This window comes from uncultured Tateyamaria sp., assembly GCF_947503045.1.
Taxonomy (GTDB): domain Bacteria; phylum Pseudomonadota; class Alphaproteobacteria; order Rhodobacterales; family Rhodobacteraceae; genus Tateyamaria.
Window position 1 is genome coordinate 238,704 of record NZ_CANNCF010000004.1, and the last position, 19,747, is coordinate 258,450.

Below are 19,747 nucleotides of genomic sequence, written 5' to 3' on the forward strand. Positions count from 1 at the left end.
CGGCGCGCTCTGGTTAACTACACGTCACCTACGGATGGCCGCTGTCGTTCTGCCGAGTTGCGTGTCGCAGTTTCTGCTAGCGCTGCCCGCGCGCCATGAAGGCCAGCCGCTCGAACAGATGCACGTCCTGTTCGTTTTTCAAAAGTGCCCCGTGCAACTTGGGCAGGCTGTTGGCACCGCCCTGTTTCAAGTCTTCGGGGCTCATATCCTCGGCCAGCAGCAGTTTCAGCCAGTCCAGCACTTCGGAGGTAGATGGCTTTTTCTTCAACCCCTGCTGGTCGCGGATTTCAAAGAACTGGGTCAGGGCGGTGGTCAGCAGCGCCTGTTTGATGTCGGGGTGATGGACGGCGACGATCCGCTTCATCGTGTCCATGTCCGGGAACTGGATGTAGTGAAAGAAACAGCGGCGCAGGAAAGCGTCGGGCAGTTCCTTTTCATTGTTCGATGTGATGATGACCACGGGGCGGTGACGGGCCTGAATGGTCTCGCCGGTCTCGTAAACAAAGAACTCCATCTTATCGAGTTCCTGCAAAAGGTCGTTTGGAAATTCGATATCAGCCTTGTCGATCTCATCGATCAGCAGCACGACTTTTTCGTCCGCTTCAAAGGCCTCCCACAGCTTTCCCTTTTTGATGTAGTTGGCAACATCATGCACCTTGTCCTCGCCCAGCTGGCTGTCGCGCAGCCGGCTGACGGCGTCATATTCGTAAAGGCCCTGCTGCGCGCGGGTGGTCGATTTGATGTTCCATTCGATCAGGCGCAGTCCCAATGACCGCGACACTTGTTTGGCCAGTTCCGTCTTGCCCGTGCCCGGTTCGCCCTTGACCAGCAAAGGCCGCTCAAGGGTGACGGCGGCATTGACGGCAATTGTGAGGTCGTCGGTGGCGACATAGGCGTCGGTGCCTTGGAATTTCATGTGAGTTCACCCTGTTGCGCTGTTTTGTTCATCACGCTGCTTTTACCTAAGTTGTCATGGGAATGGGTAGTGACAATCCCCTTTGCCTTCGATAAATGCTGCGGCAGGGAGCTGGTGGGGCAGTGAACCGGAGACCTCAGGGAACCGCATATGGCCAACGTCAGTCGAGTTGAGGGGAAGCAAATGAAACAGGAAACGTTTTTGCCGGACGACTATCGCCCAGCCGAGAGCGAACCGTTCATGAACGAACGTCAGGTGGAATATTTCCGCCGCAAATTGCTGGGCTGGAAGGCCGAGCTGATGGCAGGCAGCCGCGATACGATCGAAGGCTTGCAGGACGGCACGCGCAACATTCCTGACGTGGCAGACCGCGCCAGTGAAGAGACAGATCGCGCGCTGGAACTGCGCACCCGCGATCGCCAGCGCAAGCTCGTGTCCAAGATCGACGCCGCCCTGCGCCGCATCGACGAGGGCGAATACGGGTATTGCTCGGTCACGGGCGAGCCGATTTCGCTGAAGCGTCTGGACGCACGGCCCATCGCGACGATGAGCCTTGAGGCTCAGGAAAAGCATGAGCGGCGTGAGAAAGTGCATCGCGACGATTAGTTTGAATTCACGACGGTGAATTCAAACGGCGGCAAGGGTTGCTTTGCAGAGCAAAGCGACCAGTCACACCGCTGATAAATCAGGCACCAAAAGCAGCAAACCACTCGTAAGGCGTACCTGATGGTGCGCCTTTTTAGTTGCACCTTACGTATCGTCTGTGTGGCTGACAGCTTTTCATTGAAAAGCAGTCCTTGCCACCTGATGCGTTCACCCCAGTGAACGCATCACCATCCCCATAAGATCTCGCGGATCATCCGGATCCGCCAGCAGATCCAGCGGGTGAAACAGCGCCGTCCCCTCAATCGCGTCGCGTACATAGCGCAGCGCGGAAAAGTCCTCGATCGCGAATCCCACGCTGTCAAAGATAGTGATCTGCTTGTCAGAAGTCCGCCCGGTTGCCGCACCGCTCAGCACCTGCCAGATTTCGGTCACCGGATGATCAGGATCAAGCTGCTGGATGTCGCCTTCAACACGGGTCTGGGGCGGGTATTCGACGAAGATGTCACCGCGCTGCAGGATGGCGGGCGCGATCTCGGTCTTGCCGGGGCAGTCGCCGCCGATGGCGTTGATGTGCACGCCCGCGCCGACCATATTGTCGGTCAGGATCGTGGCATAGGCCTTGTCCGCGGTGCAGGTGGTCAGGATATGTGCGCCTTCAATGGCCTCTTCGGCACTGGAACAGGGCGTCACCACCAGACCGGTACCGGCCAGATTGCGCGTGCATTTTTCGGTCGCAGCAGGGTCAATGTCGTATAGGCGCACATGTGTCACGCCCGCGATGGCCTGCATGGCAAGGCTTTGGAATTCGGACTGTGCGCCGTTGCCGATCATCGCCATGGTGGTTGCCCCCTTGGGCGCGAGGGTGCGCGCCACAAGGGCCGAGGTGGCGGCGGTGCGCATTGCCGTCAGCAATGTCATCTCGGTCAGCAATACCGGATAGCCGGTGTCCACATCCGCAAGCAGCCCAAATGCGGTGACCGTCTGCAGCCCATCGGCGGTGTTCTTGGGATGCCCATTCACATATTTGAACCCGTAGGTTTCGCCATCCGAGGTCGGCATCAGCTCGATCACGCCCTCGGCCGAGTGGCTGGCAATGCGCGGTGTCTTGTCAAACAGCTCCCACCGCTTGAAATCATCCTCGATATAGGTGGCAAGCCCGCGCAACATCTCGGCCATGCCGACATGGTGGATCAGCTGCATCATGTGATCGACCGAGACGAAGGGCACGAGGGCTTTGTCGGACGGGGCGAGGTTGGTCATGTACGGTGTCCTTTGCAAACAGGGTCAGGAATAGGCGCGGGTGGGGCGATCAAAGATGCGCCGCCCAAAGGCAGAGGCGGTCAGATCGACCATCGCTTGTGCCGTGCGTCCACGCTCGTCCAGAAAGGGGTTCAACTCGACCAGATCGAGTGAGGTGAGCAGGCCGCTGTCGCAGATCATCTCCATCACCAGGTGCCCTTCGCGGATGGTCGCACCACCGGGGACAGTGGTGCCCACAGCAGGGGCGACGGAGGGATCGAGAAAATCGACATCGAGCGAGACGTGGAGCAGCGCGTTTTGAGCCGCCGCGCGCTCCAGAAAGGCCGAAAGTGGTTTGGCGATGCCGTGCTCATCAATGTGGCGCATGTCGATATAGGTCACATCCGTCTCTTCAAGCGCTGCGCGTTCCTGCGCATCGACTGAACGCAGACCCAGCATCGCGATCTGTGCGTGCGGAATCGGGTGGGGCACCGGTGGAAAGTCGTCAAAGCCGTCGCGCCCGGTGAGATAGCCCATGGGCGTGCCATGCAGGTTGCCTGAATCCGTGGTTTGCGGCGTGTGATAATCGGTATGGGCATCGAGCCACAAAACGAACAGCGGGCGCCCGACCTCAGCAGCATGGGCGGCGGCACCGTGCACGGTGCCAAGGGCCAGCGCATGATCACCCCCCATGAAGATCGGCAGGGAACTCGCGCAAGCCGCATGTGCCGCCTCAGACAGCGCCTTGGTCCAGGCGATGGTTTCACCGAGCGCGTGCAGGCGCGGATGCGGTGTCGCATCATAGGCGCCGGGTGTGACGTTGCCCGCATCGCCCACCTGATGGCCCAGACCGCGCAGCGCCTCGGCCAGACCTGCCGTGCGATAGGCATCGGGCCCCATCAGGCAGCCGCGCCGGGATTTGCCGCTGTCCATCGGTACGCCGATCAGTTGGATATCTTGAGGTGTCATCTTGTTCTCCTGTGGGCTTGGGTCAGATGTCTGCCCAAAGTGATGCGTGGACAAGCCGACAAATTGGCCGTATCGAACCCTAAATAGTCAAAACGGAATGTAGGTATGGACGAAACGGATACACGCCTGATCTCGGCCTTGCGGCACGACGCACGCGCCTCCTTGTCGGATCTGTCGGTCTTGCTGGGCCTGTCGCGCACAACCGTGCGCACGCGCATCGAAAAACTGCGCAATCGCGGCGAAATCGTCGGCTTCAGCGTGGTGTTGCGCGAAGACACGCTGCGCGACCCGGTGCGCGGGCTGATGATGATCGGGATCGAGGGGCGCGGGACCGAACGGATCATCCGCCAGCTTCAGGGCATGACCGAGGTCCGCCATGTCTATTCCACCAACGGCCGCTGGGATGTGATTGTCGAGATCGGCACCGATACGCTGGAACGCTTTGATGCAGTGCTGTTCCGGATCAGGCGGCTTGAGGGGGTGATGTCGTCGGAGACGTCGCTGCTGCTGTCGACCCGTAAATCGGCCTAGCGGGCGCGCAGGGCCGCCAGCCACAGACCGGCGAGGACCAGCGAGATCACCATGTTCCACCCGGCCATGCTGAGCCCGGAAAACTGCCACGCGATCTCGTCACAGCGCACAAGCGGGGCGGCCATGATCTGGTCAAACAGGGCGTCGGGATCGAGATTGTCGATTGCACCCGAGGAACAACTGCTTGGCCCTTCCCACCAGCCCTGTTCGACGCCCACATGGTAAGCTCCGACTCCGGCCGTTGCCAGCGCGGCCAGTGCCCCTAGGGCCAGAAGGACGGGCAGGGGGATAAGGAGGGCGATGGCCCCAAGCGCAATGGCCGCAACATGCGGATAGCGTTGCCAGATGCACATCTTGCACGGTGCCAGCCCGCCGAGATGTTGAAAGGCAAATGCACCCAGCAGCAGCGCGGCTGAGCCGCCGGCGGCCAGGACGATATAGTGCTGACGGGTCATGACGGGTTTCCTTGATGCCGGCTGAAAGCCGCAGGGAGGCGCAGATGAAGGGGCCCAATACTCACAGGCCGATCCAGTTCTTGATCAGGCTCGCCAGCGTTGCCCCGGCCACCAGCAGCGTTCCGATCCATGCGGTGCCCAGCAACGTGCCCAGGATGACCAGCACGCCGTCGCGCTGCAACAGGCCCATGGCGACGACCACAACGGCGAAGCCGGGCACAGTGTTGGTGCCGGGCAAGGGGACAAGGATCGAGGCGCTGAACAACACAAGGCCGAGGCCCACCAACCGGTCGGCAGGTGCTTGGGTCAAAGCGGTCAGGCGCGGGCGACTCACCGCCTCGATCCGTTTGAGCCAGGGGGCCGAACGGCGCGACAGATTGCCGAGGCCCTCGGTCGAGACCGCGCGCGCGCCCAGTTTTTGCGGCAGCCAGGGCACGCGGCGACCCAGCAGGATCTGGGCCGAAACGAACATCAGCGGCAGAGCAACAATCTGAGGAATGCCGTAGAGAAACGGGATGCAGCAGGGCAGCGCCAGCACAAGCAGGAATAGGCCAAAGGCACGCTCGTGCAACTGTTCCAGAATCCACGCCAGTGAGACTGCATCGCCGTCGCTGTCAGCGACCAACTGTGCCAGCCGATCCGAGATCGCCATGTCCTGCGCCACAGTGTTCATGCTGTCGACATCTCCTGCAATTCCGGCATCGCGTATCAAATCAATGTCGGATGCGCCAGCGCCCGGGAACGGGGGCGCAAAAAATGTCATTCTCAGAGTGTTTGCGCCGCTTGCCCCGGACAAAGGCTCGGTGTAGTGGAGGCGCGAGGCCCAAGTGGCGGAATGGTAGACGCAGGGGATTCAAAATCCCCCGCCTTTGCGGGCGTGCCGGTTCGAGTCCGGCCTTGGGTACCAGCCTCTGACAGTGATGATGATGCGGTGATGCGGTCGGTTTGACCGTGCCCGCGCCCTGACCACAGCGCGAAATAAGGCGAGATGTGCGGGTTGCGCCGTCTCCGGTGTCCGAAGGGCACATTTCCGCCATGTTTTGGCCAGAGCGATTCGTAAATTGTGGCGGTTGCCCCCCCAAAACAGCGCCAATTTGCGCAAATTAGGGGCATTGATCACCTTGCGTGAACAAGTTTGACACGAAGGTGAACGGGTTTTGACACAATACGAAGCCGTTTGATTGTTTCCAAATTGGAAAACCAGACGTTGAGTGGGGCTTGAAAGCGGTTTTTGGGCAAAGCCCTACTGCATTGGGTCTTGCGCCGTTTTTTGCCGAAAATTGTGCCATGCGTCGGAGGATATCCGCTACCCACGGTTGCGTATTGTTCACGATACGCCACCGGGTGAGTGCCATACGCCAGCGAGATAGCGATGTTTTTCGTACATTTTTCCCTTTGTTTGCCTCAATTCACTTCGTAAGACAAAGGAGCCCAACTGGGGGGCGATGTTTGTAAGGTCACGGGGGCGACCGCACAAAACGTGCCGATTGGTACGGAGAATGTGTGTTCGCGGCGCTGTTGTATCAGTGTGTGCAATCGGTGCGGTTCGTTTTGACGAACGCCCCGGTCACGTCGAGCAATCATCATTCTCCTGTCGGGTAAAGCACGTGTGTCGGTCGCCTGGGCTTTGACGCATCGCTTTTGAGGGTGACGAGTAATTGAGTGATGGAGACGTTCGAATGAAGCAGTCGTCGCAAGGCGCAGCCAACAGCAATCCGGATCGGGGTCTGGACTGTGCTGCTGCATTTTCGGCTCGTCCGTCCATCCCATTTGACACCTTTTCGGCGGCTTTCTGCGCCGACCGCAACACCGCCTAGGAGTAACCGAGCATGACAAAATTTATTGATTTCAATGATCTTTCGACCGGAACAGTGGTCGACAACGAATTCTCGTCGCAAGGTGTGACAGTGTCTGCGGTTGGCGGTTCCAACAAGGCGATGATCTTTAACACAGCACACCCGACAGGTGGCGACACCGATCTGCGGACCACAAACCTTGGCAAGGCGCTGATCATCTCCGAAGACGGCAACAGCCACGATCCCGATGACAACGCATCCGGCGGCACGTTCAAATTTGCCTTTGACGATCTGGCCGACATCAACCGGCTGACCTTCCTCGATATCGAGGAAGGCGCGCGGGTCAAATTCTTTGCCGAAGATGGCAGCCTGATCAAAACCGTGCACGTGAGCCCGACTGAAGACAATGGTCAGGTGATCATGGACTTTGACGTGGCGGGTGTCGCGCGGATGGACGTCACGCTTTATGGCTCGGGCGCTATCGACAACCTTGTCTTTGACGACACCGGCGCGGACGGCGTGGTTGAGGGCAACAATGAGGGCAACCTGATTGACGCCGCTTATCTGGACGATCCCGATGGCGACGTCATCGACGGTGGCGACGCGATCCTGCCGGGCGAAGGTCCCGATGACGACATCGTGGACGCCTTTGGTGGCGACGACACCATCGAATCGGGCGCAGGCGATGACGAAGTCTATGCCGGGTCCGGCAGTGACAGCGTTGATGGCGGCGACGGCAATGACCTGATCCTTGGCGATGCCAACTATTCCGGACCCAATGCGGGCGCCACCGTGCGCGAAAGCTTTGAGTGGGACGAGGCGGGCTTTGGTGATGGCGAGGACGTGTCCGGCTTTACCCAGAACACGGGCAACGTGGATGTGACATTCTCGATCATCCGCGAGACCGGTGCTGCCGACACCGAGTTTTCAACCGATGACCAGAACGTGCAGAACATCGACGATGACGGCACGGATCCTGACAACAACAGCTCGCTCGACAGCGTTCTGAACGGGCAGGGCAACGAGGCCGACTACCAGCTCGACTTTTCCGCGCCGGTCGAGGACGTGTCCTTCCGCATCAACGACGTGGATGGCGACGGCATTGTGCGCGTCAAGGCGTTCGATTCCGCGGGCAACCCGATTGTCGTGTACCTCGAAGGCGGCGACCGCCTGACCCTGAGCGACACCGACGGTGTGGCGGGCAACGACACGGCTGACAGCAACGGCGGCTACCTGAGCGACGAGAGCGAGGAATATTCTGTCCTCGTGAGCATCCCGGGTCCTGTGTCCCGGATCGTGATCGAACATGATCAGGACGGCGGCAACAACTCCGGCATCAACGTCACGGACGTCTATTTCGACGCCCCTGTGGTGGATGATGGCGCGGCGGGCGATGACACGCTGAATGGCGGTCTGGGCGACGACACCATCGAAGGTGGCGAAGGCGACGACGTCGTCTCCGGCGGCGAAGGAGACGATCAGCTGCACGGCGGCCCCGGCGATGACATCCTGAACGGCGACGCAGGCGAAGACACCATCAACGGTGGCGCGGGCGATGATACCATCGACGGCGGCGACGACGATGACGTCATCAATGGCGGCGAAGGTTCGGACAGCATTCTGGGTGGCGGCGGCAACGACCTGATCACTTCCAGCGACCCCGACAATGACCTGCTGATCGACAAGGGCTATCCCTTCATCTTTGAAGGTGAAGAAGGCACGCCCGAGGCCGAGAACGAACGCGACTTTGTCGATGGCGGCGCGGGCAACGACACCATCTCGACCGGCGATGACCGTGACACGATTGTTGGCGGTACTGGCGATGACGTGATTGATGGCGGCATCGATGACGATGAAATTTCGGGCGATGACGGCGCGGACCGGATTGTCGGTGGCGAAGGCAACGACCTGATCGAAGGCGGCGACGGCAATGACACGATCTTTGCCGGCAATGACCCCGTCCTTGGCCTTGATTTCCTGAACATCGAAGATGACGGATCGAACATTAACGGGTTTGGCCCGGACCTGCGCCCTGACAACGGTCTGGACACCGTGTTCGGTGGCGAAGGCAACGACGTTATCTTTGGCGCCGATGATGATGACGTGCTGTTCGGTGAAGAAGGCGACGACACCATCGACGGTGAAATCGATGACGACCTGATCGATGGCGGCACGGGCAATGACTCGCTGCGCGGCGGTCAGGGCAATGACACGGTGATGGGCGGCGACGGTCAGGACACGATCGACGGCGGCATCGGCGAAGACGAGATGTCCGGCGGCGCGGATGAAGACCTGTTCATCAACGTGAACGCAGGTGATGTGGTCGATGGTGGTTCTGAAGCCACAACCGGTACAGACTTTGACGTGCTCGATCTGACGGGCTCCGCGCCGGAGGGTGGGTCGTTCACCATCGACATCACCGGGCCGGATTCGAACGGCAACGGCTTTGACGGTGTGGTCAACTACTTTGACAGCGACGGCAACGCCGCGGGCAGCCTGACCTTTACCGAGATCGAGGACATCATCCCCTGCTTTACCCCGGGCACGATGATCGCGACGGCCAGCGGCGAGCGCCTTGTGCAGGACCTGAAAGTCGGCGACCGGGTCATCACCCGCGACAACGGCATCCAGGAAATCCGCTGGGTTGGTACCCGCGACATGTCCGGGTCGGATCTGGCCAAGGCCGCGCATCTGCGCCCCGTGCTGATCCGTCAGGGTGCCTTGGGCAAAGGTCTGCCAGAGCGCGACATGCTCGTCTCTCCACAGCACCGCGTGCTGATGGCCAGCGACAAGACGGCGCTCTACTTTGACGAGGCCGAAGTGCTGGTGGCGGCCAAGCACCTGACCGACATGGAAGGGATTGACGTGGTCGAGGTGTCGCACACGACATATATCCACGTCATGTTCGACCAGCACGAGGTCATCCTGTCTGACGGCACCTGGACCGAAAGCTTCCAGCCCGGCGATCAGACCCTGGCTTCGATGGGCGACGGACCCCGCGCTGAAATTCTCGAACTGTTCCCGGAACTGGAGACAGAGGTCGGGATTCAGGCCTATGCCGCAGCCCGGCGGAGCCTGAAAAAGCACGAAGCCAAGCTGCTGACGCAGTAAGGTTTCGGGCCGGGATAACCATACACGTATATGTGCAGCATTCCGCGCGTGATTCGCGCGGGACGCGAAAAACGGGGCAGGGGGCTGCACCCGTTTTTTGTGTTCAATGTGTTCTATAATGCAGGATTGTTTCTAAAACGGCAGCGTATGGCGCCGCATTGCAGCATAAATCCGCCCGTCGCTGCGTCATGGTTTACCAATCTCTAATATTCCCCCTGAGTTTTCCTGAAAATTGAATAAATTACCCTTCAGCCGTGTTGTCTCGTCGGGGGATGGCATGACGCGGTCCAACCGTACATTAATGTGTGAGGGCAACTGCCATGCCGGTGATCAACGGAACGTCAAACAACGACACCCTTCAGGGCACCAACGAAGACGACACCATCAATGCTGGCAACGGTCAGGATCTGGTGTCGGGCGAAGGCGGTGACGACAGTATTCTGGGCGGTGAGGGCAATGACACCCTGTTCGGCGACGTGGGCGATGGCACCGCCCCCGGCAATGATGCCACGCCGCTGGTGATCGCCTCGGGCAACCGCGTCACACCCAACAGTTCGAACAACCAACCCGATGACGTCGCGGTCTATAGCAATGTCGCGCAGCTTGAGGACGGCACCCAGGTGTCGGCCCGCATTGTGCTGGTGTCCAAATCCGATCCCAATCTGACCGTGGACCTGTCCGGCCCGACGGGTGCCGAAATCCTGATGAACGGCAACGGCACAGGCGATACGGCCAGCTTCCGGATGGAGTTCTTCATCCCCGACACGCCGAACGCCACAACCGGCACGCCCGTCGCTCTGAATTCGACGGCCACCGTAAATGATCTCGACCGCAACAGTGTGGGCGATCAGGAATCGATTACCTTCAACACAGCCGGGTTCACTGCCTTTGCCACCAACCCTGACACCTCGCTGGCCGTCTCCACCGGCACTGGCACCGTCACGGCGGCGGGCACCGAACAGAACAACCCGTCCGATCAGGACGCGTGGTTCTCTGCCTCGTTCGAAAACCGCGAGTTCATTGAATTCACGCTCGAGGCCCGCACCTCCAATTCGGGCTTCTCCTTTTCCGGCGATCTGATCGACGACGCTGTGGTCACACCCATCGAGGCGGGCAACGACACCATCGAAGGCGGTGCCGGTCAGGACCTGATCTTTGGCCAGGGCGGGGATGACAGCCTGCTGGGCGGCGACGGCGATGACAGCATCGAAGGCGGCGAGGGCGATGACACGCTGGAAGGCGGTCAGGGTCAGGACACGCTGGACGGTGGTGCAGGCGACGACATCCTGTCCGGTGGGCAGGGCGATGACCGTCTCTTTGGCGGCGACGGCGAAGACCAGCTGATCCTCGGTCCCGACAATGACCGCGCCGAGGGTGGTTTTGATTCCGATCTGTTCACCTTTGACGGTCTGGGCAACCACACCATCATCGGTGGCGAGGATCTCGACGGCGAAGACATCGATGTGATCGACCTCAGCGGTGTTGATGCCAACGTGATCCGCACCGGACCCGAATCCGGCACCATCGAGTTGCTTGATGCCAATGGCAACGTGGCGCGCCGCGTTGAGTATTCCGAGATCGAGCAGATCATCTGTTTTACCCCCGGCACCCGCATCGCCACCCAAAAGGGCGAAGTGGCGGTCGAAAAGCTGCGCGCTGGGGACCGCATCTTTACCCGGGACAACGGCGTGCAGGAATTGCGCTGGGTGGGGCGTCGCGATCTGGGTCCAACTGAGTTGATGACCGCCCCGCAAAACCAGCCGATCCTGATCCGCCAAGGCGCCCTAGGCAACGATCTGCCCGAGCGTGACATGCTGGTATCACCCCAGCACCGGATGCTGGTGACGTCAGACGTGGCCGCGGTGATGTTTGACGAACGCGAAGTGCTGGTCGCGGCCAAGCATCTGACCGGCCTTGACGGGGTGGATGCCGTGCGCACGGGTGCGGTCAGCTATATGCACCTGATGTTTGATCATCACGAGGTAATCCTCGCCGATGGCGCATGGTCCGAAAGCTTTCAGCCCGGAGATCATTCGCTGGCCGGGATCGGAACAGACCAACGCGACGAGGTGTTGTCGCTGTTCCCCGAACTTGCCGATGCCGAGGGGCTTGATGCCTATGGTGCGGCCCGCCTGTCGCTGAAACGGCACGAGGCAGAAGTGATCGTCGACCGTCTCAGATAGTGCGCGCCGCACGCCATGCCGCCCAATCCTGGGGCGTGTCCAGATCGCGCCGCGCGCGGTCATTGTCAAAAGGCACAAGGTGCACGGCGTCCCCGACGCTTGCGACGATGGACTGCCCGCCGCTGTCCCCGCTGAGGTTCTGAAAGGCGGGGAAAAGCCTTGCCGCAAAGATCATCGGATGTCCGCCAGTGCCGCCTGTCGTGGCCCCGCGCCAGATCAATGCGTCGGGATGCGCCTCTGAGGCTGCTATTACCCGGCGCAGGTCGTCGCCAGTGAGGTCCGGAAGGTCGGCCAGCAGCAGCATGGCGTGCGAGGTGTCCGGATGAAGCGTGGCAAACAGGGCGCGCAGGCTGGCATTCATCCCTTCGGATGCCTCCGCCACTTCAACCGCGCGGACGTCCAACCCTTCCAGCGCCGCGTATCGCGAATGTGGGCGCGGGGGCAGGGCGATGCGCACGTCATTGCTGACCCCGCGCGCCATCCGCGCTTGCCGTGCCAGCAGCGGTTGCCCGTCGACCTCGCACAGCAACTTGTCCACCCCGCCCATACGGGAGGACGCACCAGCGGCCAGGATCAGGATCGGCATCATCCGCTTAGTCTATCACCCCCGCATCCGGGCGCCATCCGCATCAAACAAGGGAATGGTTACAAGGCGCGCCGGGCGCATGTGGCCAAGGATTTCGATCTCGACCTCCAACCCTTCGACGATACGATCCACGGGCAAAAAACCCTGCGCGACAGAGACTTGCGCATGGTGCGAATACCCCCCCGAGGTGCAGAACCCAACAACTTCGTCCCCCAGCCAAATCGGTTCGTAGGCCTGCACATCCGCATCTTCGGCCTCGACAATAAAGGCACAAAGCTTGCGTGCAGGGCCTTTGGCCCGCTCGGCCTCGGCGGCGGCACGTCCAATGAAGTCGGTGTTCTTCTTCCATGAAATGAACCGGTCCAGCCCGGTTTCGGTCGCCGTATAGTCGGGCCCGAATTCCAGCAACCAACCGCCAAAGAACTTGTCGAGCCTGAGTGACATCATCGCCCGCATCCCGAATGGCGTAATGCCATGGGGCTGGCCTGCATCCCACAGTGTCGCCCACAACTGGCGCTGCGCCATGGGATCGCAATAGATCTCAAACCCCAGATCACCTGTGTAGCTGACCCGCTGCACGATGCAGTCAGTCATGCCCACGGTCAGGCGCCACACGTCCAGAAACTTCATCCCCGAGATATCCGTGCGGGTGCAGGCCTGCAGCACGTCGCGCGCCTTGGGGCCTGCGATCTGAAACCCTGTACGCGCGTCCGAGATGTTTTCGATGGCCATCCCGTCTTCGACCTCATTCAGGAAATGGCGCATATGGAAGGCTTGCGCGCCATAGGACGCCGTCAGCTGGAATTCCTGCTCGGACAGGCAAGAGATGGTGAAATCCCCGATCAGTTTGCCCTTGGGGCTGAGCATGGGGGTGAGCGAAATCCGCCCCTGTTGCGGCACGCGCCCCGCCATGACGCGATCGAGCCAAGCGCGTGCACGTGGCCCGGTGACCCGGTATTTGCCGAAATTGTGCACCTCGTTGATGCCGACACCGTTACGGACGGCGGCCACTTCGCGCGCGGTGGCGGCGAAGGCGTCCGAGCGGCGGAAAGACGGGGTTTCGTAAGTGGGCTCGGCGCCTTGAGCGAAATAGTTCGGCACTTCCAGCCCAAATTGCTGACCCCAGACGGCCCCCATTTCGCTGAAGATGTCGTACATCGGCGTTGTGCGGTTGGGCCGGGCGGCCGGCAGTTCCTCGTTCGGGTAGGACACTGAAAACCGCTTTTGATAGTTCTCGATCACCTTGGGCAGGGTGTAGCCCGGGCTGATCCAGTCGCCAAAGCGGGCCACATCCATGGCAAAGGTGTCGCGCTCCGTCTCGCCCTCGATCATCCATTGCGCGAGCATCAGACCCACGCCGCCGCCCTGACTGAACCCGGCCATGACACCACAGGCCGCCCAATAGTTGCGCACACCCGGCACCGGACCCACCAGCGGATTGCCATCGGGGGCAAAGGTGAAAGGGCCGTGGATCACATTCTTGACGCCTGCGCGTTCCAGATCGGGGAAGCGTCGATAGGCAAAGGCGATGGAATCCTCGATCTTGTCGAAATCGTCTTGCAGCAGGTCCTGCCCGAATGACCACGCGGTGCCGTCCACAGCCCACGGGCGGCACTTTTGCTCGTAAAATCCGATGCACAATCCCTTGCCCTCCTGGCGCAGATAGCTTTCGCCCGCCGGGTCCATCACATGGGGATGTTCGTGCCCGTCGCGCGTCATTTCGGCGATCAGCGGCACTTCTTCGGTCACCAGATACTGGTGTTCCATCGGGTGCAGGGGGAAGTAGATGCCTGCCATCGCGCCCACTTCGCGCGCCCAAAGGCCGCCTGCGTTGACCACATGTTCGGCGTGGACCGTGCCCTTGTCAGTGACCACGTCCCATGTGCCGTCCGGACGCTGGTTGGTTTCCTGCACCATGGTGTGGGTTTCGATGGTCGCGCCGCCCATCTTGGCCGCGCGCGCATAGGCGTGGGTGGTGCCCGAGGGGTCAAGGTGGCCGTCCAGTGGGTCATATAACCCGCCCACGATGCCCTCGACATTGGTGACAGGTGCGATCTTTTTGATCTCTTCGGGGGTCACAATCTCGGTCTCCAACCCCATGAAGCGATGCTTGGCGCGTTCAGCCAACAGCATATCGAACCGGTCCTGATCCTCGGCCAGTGTCACGCCGCCCACATGATGCAGCCCGCAGGACATGCCGGTGATTTCCTCCAACTCCTTGTAAAGGCGAATGGTATAGCCTTGCAGGGCGGCCATGTTGGTGTCGCCGTTGAGCGTGTGAAAGCCGCCGGCTGCATGCCACGTGGAACCCGATGTCAGTTCGGAGCGTTCAATCAACATCACGTCCGACCACCCAAGTTTGGTCAGGTGATACAACACGGAAGCGCCGACAACGCCGCCGCCGATAACGGCCACTCTGGTGGTAGATTTCATAGGGAACCTCATGACATTGCGCTGGTCATTTCACGTACTCAGCGCCACTCTATTTCCGAGACCAAACCCATTGAGCGACCGCAAGCGACACGTGATGTCGCGAATGCCGATCCCCGAAGCGACGAGAGTACAGGCATGATGAAAGACTTTGATCTGTTGCGCAGCCTGCCACAGACCCTGATGCAACTGGCGCGCTACTACTGGCGCAAGCTGCATGTTCGGGTGGCGCTGATGGGTCTTTTGGCCTTTGTCGCGCTTGGGTCGACCCAACTGGTCGAGGTGATGGTGCCGGACAGGCTGGCGCAAACCGTGCCCGGTGCTGCTGCGGACCGGTTGCTGAACGTCATTGCCAACGCGATGCTTGCGGTCACGACATTTTCGCTGACGGTCATGGTCAGTGTGTACCAGTCGTCCTCGTCGCAATGGACGCCACGGGTCCATCAACTGATCATGCAGGACAGCGTGACGCAAAATACGCTGGCGGCCTTTATCGGAGCTTATGTCTTTGCGCTTGTCGCCATCATCTTGCGCGAAACCGGTGTCTATGTTGATGACCGCGCCATTGTGCTGTTCTGGGTCACTGTGCTGGTGCTGGCCTATGTGGTCTGGTCGCTGATCCGCTGGGTTCTGCATCTGCAAACTCTGGGCAGCCTGATCCACACAACGCGGCAGGTCGAAGAGATCACCTGCACCCAGTTTCGCGAACGCCTCGACACGCCATGCCTTGGCGCGCAGGCATGGGACGGCACCGTGCCCGGGACAGCCACCCCGATCCGTGCGCGCCAAAGTGGTTACGTCCAGCACATCTATCCAGAGGCGCTGCAGGAACTGGCCGAAAAGGCGGACGTCACGCTGTTCCTCAGCAGTGCGATCGGCAGTTTTGTCTTTCTGAATGAACCGCTTGTCTGGGTGGAGGGCCCGGTCGATGACCGTGATGCGTTCGAAGATGAGGTGCGAAGCCTCACCGTTATGGGTGACGTGCGCACCTACGATCAGGACCCGCGTTTTGGCCTCTTGATCATGTCCGAGATTGGCAGCAAGGCCCTGTCACCGGGCGTGAACGATCCGGGCACCGCCATCGACGTGCTTAACCGCTGTGCCCGTATTCTGTCTCTTTACAAGGATGAAACCGAAGGCGAGGCCGCGCCGCTTTATGATCGTTTGCGCGTGCAACCGATCGACCCGGTCGATTTGATCACGGATGCCTATAGTGGCATTGCGCGGGACGGCGCGGGCGACGTCGAAGTTCAACAGCGTCTGCAGCGCTGCCTGAACGGGTTGCTGCAGCACCCCGACAAGGGGCTGCAAAAGGCCGCCGAGACACTGGGCCGCGAATATCTGAACCGCGCGCTTGAGGCCATCACATGGGCGCCGGACCGTGATCGCCTGCTGGCGAAAACGGCGCCGCGATTGCGCGACTAATCCGATTTCGTGGTGATTAAGCGACGTATCTTGTCGCGGGCGGGCTATCGCATCCATATTACCGGGCGCAGTTTGTGGTGCAGCACGTAACGTAAGGGCGGGAAAATCACATGCGCACCCACGCACAGGCTGTCGTCATCGGTGGCGGCGTCATCGGTTGTTCGATCCTTTACCATCTGACCAAACTGGGCTGGAAAGATGTTGTCCTGCTTGAACGGGACGAGTTGACGAGCGGCAGCACCTGGCACGCGGCGGCAAATATCCACGGGCTGCATGACAGCACCAATATCAGCCGCATCCAGCACTACACCATGGGCCTCTATAAGGAGCTGGAGCAGGAAACCGGGCAGGGCTGCGGCGTGTTCCAGCCTGGATCGCTGTACCTTGCCCAAACTGAAGCGCGCGAACACCAGCTGCGTCTGCAGGCCGCCAAGGCCAAGCTATACGACATGAACTTTTTCGAGGTGAACCGGACGGAGGCCGAACGTCTGCACCCTCTGGTCGATTTCGATGGCATCCGCTGCATCATGTGGGAACCCGAGGGCGGCAACGTAGACCCGTCGGGCGTGACCAACGCCTATGCGGCCGGTGCGCGCGCGAACGGGGCCGAGATCATTCGCTTTTGCCCCGTCACCGGCACTGAACAGAAAGCCGACGGCACATGGATCGTGCGCACTGAAAAAGGAGACATCTCAACCCCTTGGGTGGTGAACGCCGCGGGTCTTTGGGGGCGCGAAGTGGCGGCGATGGCGGGCGTTACCCTGCCGTTGCAACCGACCGAGCATCAGTATTTCGTCACTGAAACCATCGCCGAAATCGACGCGATGGACCGCCGCCTGCCATCTGTCGCGGATCGCGATGGCGAGTATTACCTCCGGCAAGAGGGCAAGGGGCTGCTGGTCGGTGCCTACGAGAAAGACTATCGCTTTTGGGCGGAGGACGGCACACCCCACGGGTTTGGCCACGAGCTGTTTGCCGATGATCTGGAGCGGATCGAGGACAACATGATGCGCGCCATCGACCGGGTGCCGGTTGTGGGGACGGCCGGGATCAAGCGGGTCATCAATGGCCCGATGATCTGGTCACCGGATTCCAACGTGCTGTTCGGCCCCGTGCCGGAATTGACGGGGTATTTCTGTTGCAACGGCATCATCCCGGGTTTTTCCCAATCGGGCGGCATGGGCCTGCTGGCGGCGCAATGGATCATCGAGGGCGAAACCAAGTACGACATGTTTCCGTGGGACATGGCGCGCTTCGGCACATGGGCGTCCAAAGCCTTCACCAAGGCGCGCGTTGGTGATCAATATGCCAACCGTTTCAAAATCCACTTCCCCAATGAGGAACGCAGCGCCGGTCGTCCGGTGCGCACGCGCCCCGCATATGACATGCAGCGCAAGATGGGCGCGGTCATGGGTCTGAACTACGGCTGGGAGCATCCGTTGTGGTTCTCGGACGCGCCGGGAACGCAGGACACCGACGGCTTTACCCGGCAGAACTGGTGGGGGCCGGTGGGCGATGAATGCCGCATGCTGCGCAAGACCGGCGGCATCATCGATATTTCGAATTTTGCCAAATACGTCTGCAAGGGGCCGGGGGCCGAGGACTGGCTGAACGCGGTCTTTGCCAACCGCATGCCCCGTCTTGTGGGGCGGTCCTGCCTCACACCGCTGATTTCCAAACGCGGCGGGATTGCCGGGGATTTCACCGTCACCCGGCTGGGCGAGGATGAATTCTGGATCATCGGATCGGGCATGGCCGAACGCTATCACCAGCGTTTCTTCAAACAGGTGCCGCTGCCCAAGGGGACAAGCTTTGAAAGCCAGACCGAGGCGATGTGCGGCTTTAACGTCGCGGGGCCGGATGCGCGCGCGATGCTGCAGCGGATGACCAACACTTCGCTTGCCAACGAAGACTTCCCCTTCATGCGTTCGGCCCGGATCACCCTTGCAGGGATCGAAGTGCTGGCCTTGCGGGTGTCTTTCACAGGCGATCTGGGGTGGGAGCTGCATTGCGACGAAAAAGACCAACTCCAGCTTTATGCGGCCCTGATCGAGGCCGGGCGCAACATGGGGATTGGCCCTGTTGGCAGCCGCGCGTTGATGAGCCTGCGCGTCGAAAAGGGCTATGGCTCGTGGAGCCGTGAATATAGCCCTGAGTACTGGCCACAGGAGGTGGGCCTCGACCGGCTGATCAAGATGGACAAGGACTTCCTCAACAAGGACGCCGTGGCCAAGGTGCTGACACAGCCTGGACGCGAATCATTGGTGATTTTGCAACTTGATGAGGCCGACGCGGTGGCCTCAAACGCCGATGCCACAGGGGGTGAGCCGGTTTTTGCCGGTAACAAGGGCGTGGGTCGCGTAACGTCAGGCGCCTATGGCTATTCGGTCGGGATGAGCCTCGCGCTGGCTTATGTCAAAGATGTCGGACCCGGAGACCGCGTCGATGTCATGGTGCTGGGACGCCCGCATAAGGCAATAATACTTGGCGCACCGCCGTTTGATGCAGATGGAAAACGGCTGCGCAGCTAAGGCTGGTGGGGTGTGGCAGGGCGACGTGACTCATCGTTTCAGGCCTGTAACTGATACCGACTGGTCGTTTCACCACACCCCAATCAGGCCTCGTGGTCCGTTTACTCTAATTGGCGTCACATGATAGGGCTTGAGCATGTTTGCGAAGTCTCTTGATCATCAAGTGCACGTTTATGTCTCAAACGGCAGCATTGTGCATTTCACGTTGCGTGAAATGCATGAGCTGTACCGGTCCTGGCAGATGTGGGTGCTGATCGCCGTAGGCTTTTTCATCATGTCGACGGGGCATCCGATCACCCTGCCGCAATTTGACAGCTTTGGGTTGCGCATGGCGTTCTGGTTCGTGGCGCTGTTCATCTACATGCTGACCTCGGATCTCTATTCGCAACTCACAGGCAAGATGTGGCACCGCCTGTTTGGCAAGGCGATCCCGCTGATCCTGTTGTCGGCTCCGCTGGTCCTTGGATCGACCTATGTCGCCGGGGCCATCCTGAGCGTACTGTTCGAACCGGACCGCGCGCCGTTCAGCATCATGTCCTGGCAGATGAACGTGCGAAACGTGCTGGTCGCCCACGCGTTTGAAACCGCCGCGTTGCTGTGGCTGATCCCGGCCCAGCGACAGCGCAAGCAAAAGAACCAGGGCAAGCCCACCGTGACGCTGGCCGGACGCCGCTTTGTCCTGGCCGAGATCGGGCGGGTCAAGGCAGCCGAGCACTACCTCGAAGTGCACATGGAAAGCGGTATCGAAGTGATCCGCGAACGCATGTCGACCTTTCTCGAACAGGTCTCGCCCAGTGACGGCATTCAGACGCACCGCTCGCATTGGGTGGCCGGATGCCGGGCCGCCACGCTGAACGGCGCTAAACTGCGTCTGACCTGCGGCGAAAAGATACCTGTCGCGCGCGGGCGGCTTGAGGCCGTGCGCGACTGGCTGCAGGCCCGCAACGATCCGGGTGAGGTCGCCTGAGC

At 60.7% G+C, this 19,747-nt stretch carries 14 protein-coding genes and 1 tRNA gene; 8 read left to right on the top strand and 7 right to left on the bottom strand.

Annotated elements, in window-relative coordinates:
- Positions 1-76: 76 nt before the first annotated feature.
- Positions 77-916: a MoxR family ATPase gene (locus tag Q1A89_RS17415; protein ID WP_299731262.1), complete on the bottom strand. Its 840-nt coding sequence runs from the start codon at positions 914-916 to the stop codon at positions 77-79.
- 183 nt (positions 917-1,099) lie between these two features.
- Here Q1A89_RS17415 and dksA point away from each other — a divergent pair, with 183 nt between their 5' ends.
- Positions 1,100-1,522: an RNA polymerase-binding protein DksA gene (gene dksA, locus Q1A89_RS17420; RefSeq protein ID WP_299731265.1), complete on the top strand. Its 423-nt coding sequence runs from the start codon at positions 1,100-1,102 to the stop codon at positions 1,520-1,522.
- Between the two features lie 207 nt (positions 1,523-1,729).
- On the opposite strand, the gene Q1A89_RS17425 is transcribed toward dksA, so the two are convergent.
- Together Q1A89_RS17425 and rocF are read right to left on the bottom strand one after the other, a co-directional pair.
- Positions 1,730-2,782, bottom strand: coding sequence for an ornithine cyclodeaminase (locus Q1A89_RS17425; protein ID WP_299731268.1), 1,053 nt, complete (start codon positions 2,780-2,782; stop codon positions 1,730-1,732).
- Between the two features lie 24 nt (positions 2,783-2,806).
- Positions 2,807-3,730: an arginase gene (gene rocF / locus Q1A89_RS17430; protein WP_299731271.1), complete on the bottom strand. Its 924-nt coding sequence runs from the start codon at positions 3,728-3,730 to the stop codon at positions 2,807-2,809.
- A gap of 105 nt (positions 3,731-3,835) precedes the next feature.
- Between rocF and Q1A89_RS17435 the strand changes: the two genes are divergently transcribed.
- Positions 3,836-4,261 (top strand): Lrp/AsnC family transcriptional regulator, encoded by a 426-nt coding sequence (locus tag Q1A89_RS17435; protein WP_299731273.1) that lies wholly within the window; start codon positions 3,836-3,838, stop codon positions 4,259-4,261.
- On the opposite strand, the gene Q1A89_RS17440 is transcribed toward Q1A89_RS17435, so the two are convergent.
- Positions 4,258-4,716, bottom strand: coding sequence for a disulfide bond formation protein B (locus Q1A89_RS17440; RefSeq protein WP_299731275.1), 459 nt, complete (start codon positions 4,714-4,716; stop codon positions 4,258-4,260). The genes Q1A89_RS17435 and Q1A89_RS17440 overlap by 4 nt on opposite strands.
- A 61-nt stretch (positions 4,717-4,777) precedes the next feature.
- The gene (locus Q1A89_RS17445) at positions 4,778-5,479 is read right to left on the bottom strand and encodes an exopolysaccharide biosynthesis protein (RefSeq protein ID WP_299731278.1); all 702 of its coding nucleotides are present in this window, start codon (positions 5,477-5,479) and stop codon (positions 4,778-4,780) included.
- Between the two features lie 58 nt (positions 5,480-5,537).
- Between Q1A89_RS17445 and Q1A89_RS17450 the strand changes: the two genes are divergently transcribed.
- From Q1A89_RS17450 to Q1A89_RS17460, 3 genes are all read left to right on the top strand, one after another.
- Positions 5,538-5,623, top strand: a tRNA-Leu gene (locus Q1A89_RS17450).
- 922 nt (positions 5,624-6,545) lie between these two features.
- Positions 6,546-9,623, top strand: a complete 3,078-nt coding sequence (locus Q1A89_RS17455) for a Hint domain-containing protein (RefSeq protein WP_299731280.1) — start codon at positions 6,546-6,548, stop codon at positions 9,621-9,623.
- 320 nt (positions 9,624-9,943) lie between these two features.
- Positions 9,944-11,806, top strand: a complete 1,863-nt coding sequence (locus Q1A89_RS17460; RefSeq protein WP_299731282.1) for a Hint domain-containing protein — start codon at positions 9,944-9,946, stop codon at positions 11,804-11,806.
- Here Q1A89_RS17460 and Q1A89_RS17465 read toward each other — a convergent pair.
- Together Q1A89_RS17465 and Q1A89_RS17470 are read right to left on the bottom strand one after the other, a co-directional pair.
- Complete coding sequence (locus Q1A89_RS17465) at positions 11,799-12,395, bottom strand: nucleotidyltransferase family protein (protein ID WP_299731285.1); 597 nt, start codon at positions 12,393-12,395, stop codon at positions 11,799-11,801. The genes Q1A89_RS17460 and Q1A89_RS17465 overlap by 8 nt on opposite strands.
- A gap of 12 nt (positions 12,396-12,407) precedes the next feature.
- Positions 12,408-14,825, bottom strand: a complete 2,418-nt coding sequence (locus Q1A89_RS17470) for an FAD-dependent oxidoreductase (protein ID WP_299731288.1) — start codon at positions 14,823-14,825, stop codon at positions 12,408-12,410.
- Positions 14,826-14,960: 135 nt separating this feature from the next.
- Here Q1A89_RS17470 and Q1A89_RS17475 point away from each other — a divergent pair, with 135 nt between their 5' ends.
- The 3 genes from Q1A89_RS17475 (at position 14,961) to Q1A89_RS17485 (ending at position 19,745) form a co-directional block, all read left to right on the top strand.
- Positions 14,961-16,247, top strand: coding sequence for a DUF2254 domain-containing protein (locus tag Q1A89_RS17475; protein WP_299731291.1), 1,287 nt, complete (start codon positions 14,961-14,963; stop codon positions 16,245-16,247).
- Positions 16,248-16,357: 110 nt separating this feature from the next.
- Positions 16,358-18,778, top strand: coding sequence for an FAD-dependent oxidoreductase (locus tag Q1A89_RS17480; protein ID WP_299731294.1), 2,421 nt, complete (start codon positions 16,358-16,360; stop codon positions 18,776-18,778).
- A 136-nt stretch (positions 18,779-18,914) separates the two neighbouring features.
- Entirely contained in the window at positions 18,915-19,745 is an 831-nt protein-coding gene (locus tag Q1A89_RS17485; RefSeq protein WP_299731297.1) for a LytTR family DNA-binding domain-containing protein, read from the top strand.
- Positions 19,746-19,747 lie beyond the last annotated feature (2 nt).

What these genes read in the sequence shown, in the direction of transcription:
- Q1A89_RS17415 (WP_299731262.1), bottom strand. Translation starts at nt 916, where the DNA reads ATGAAATTCCAAGGCACCGACGCCTATGTCGCCACCGACGACCTCACA.
- dksA (WP_299731265.1), top strand. Translation starts at nt 1,100, where the DNA reads ATGAAACAGGAAACGTTTTTGCCGGACGACTATCGCCCAGCCGAGAGC.
- Q1A89_RS17425 (WP_299731268.1), bottom strand. Translation starts at nt 2,782, where the DNA reads ATGACCAACCTCGCCCCGTCCGACAAAGCCCTCGTGCCCTTCGTCTCG.
- rocF (WP_299731271.1), bottom strand. Translation starts at nt 3,730, where the DNA reads ATGACACCTCAAGATATCCAACTGATCGGCGTACCGATGGACAGCGGC.
- Q1A89_RS17435 (WP_299731273.1), top strand. Translation starts at nt 3,836, where the DNA reads ATGGACGAAACGGATACACGCCTGATCTCGGCCTTGCGGCACGACGCA.
- Q1A89_RS17440 (WP_299731275.1), bottom strand. Translation starts at nt 4,716, where the DNA reads ATGACCCGTCAGCACTATATCGTCCTGGCCGCCGGCGGCTCAGCCGCG.
- Q1A89_RS17445 (WP_299731278.1), bottom strand. Translation starts at nt 5,479, where the DNA reads ATGACATTTTTTGCGCCCCCGTTCCCGGGCGCTGGCGCATCCGACATT.
- Q1A89_RS17455 (WP_299731280.1), top strand. Translation starts at nt 6,546, where the DNA reads ATGACAAAATTTATTGATTTCAATGATCTTTCGACCGGAACAGTGGTC.
- Q1A89_RS17460 (WP_299731282.1), top strand. Translation starts at nt 9,944, where the DNA reads ATGCCGGTGATCAACGGAACGTCAAACAACGACACCCTTCAGGGCACC.
- Q1A89_RS17465 (WP_299731285.1), bottom strand. Translation starts at nt 12,395, where the DNA reads ATGATGCCGATCCTGATCCTGGCCGCTGGTGCGTCCTCCCGTATGGGC.
- Q1A89_RS17470 (WP_299731288.1), bottom strand. Translation starts at nt 14,825, where the DNA reads ATGAAATCTACCACCAGAGTGGCCGTTATCGGCGGCGGCGTTGTCGGC.
- Q1A89_RS17475 (WP_299731291.1), top strand. Translation starts at nt 14,961, where the DNA reads ATGATGAAAGACTTTGATCTGTTGCGCAGCCTGCCACAGACCCTGATG.
- Q1A89_RS17480 (WP_299731294.1), top strand. Translation starts at nt 16,358, where the DNA reads ATGCGCACCCACGCACAGGCTGTCGTCATCGGTGGCGGCGTCATCGGT.
- Q1A89_RS17485 (WP_299731297.1), top strand. Translation starts at nt 18,915, where the DNA reads ATGTTTGCGAAGTCTCTTGATCATCAAGTGCACGTTTATGTCTCAAAC.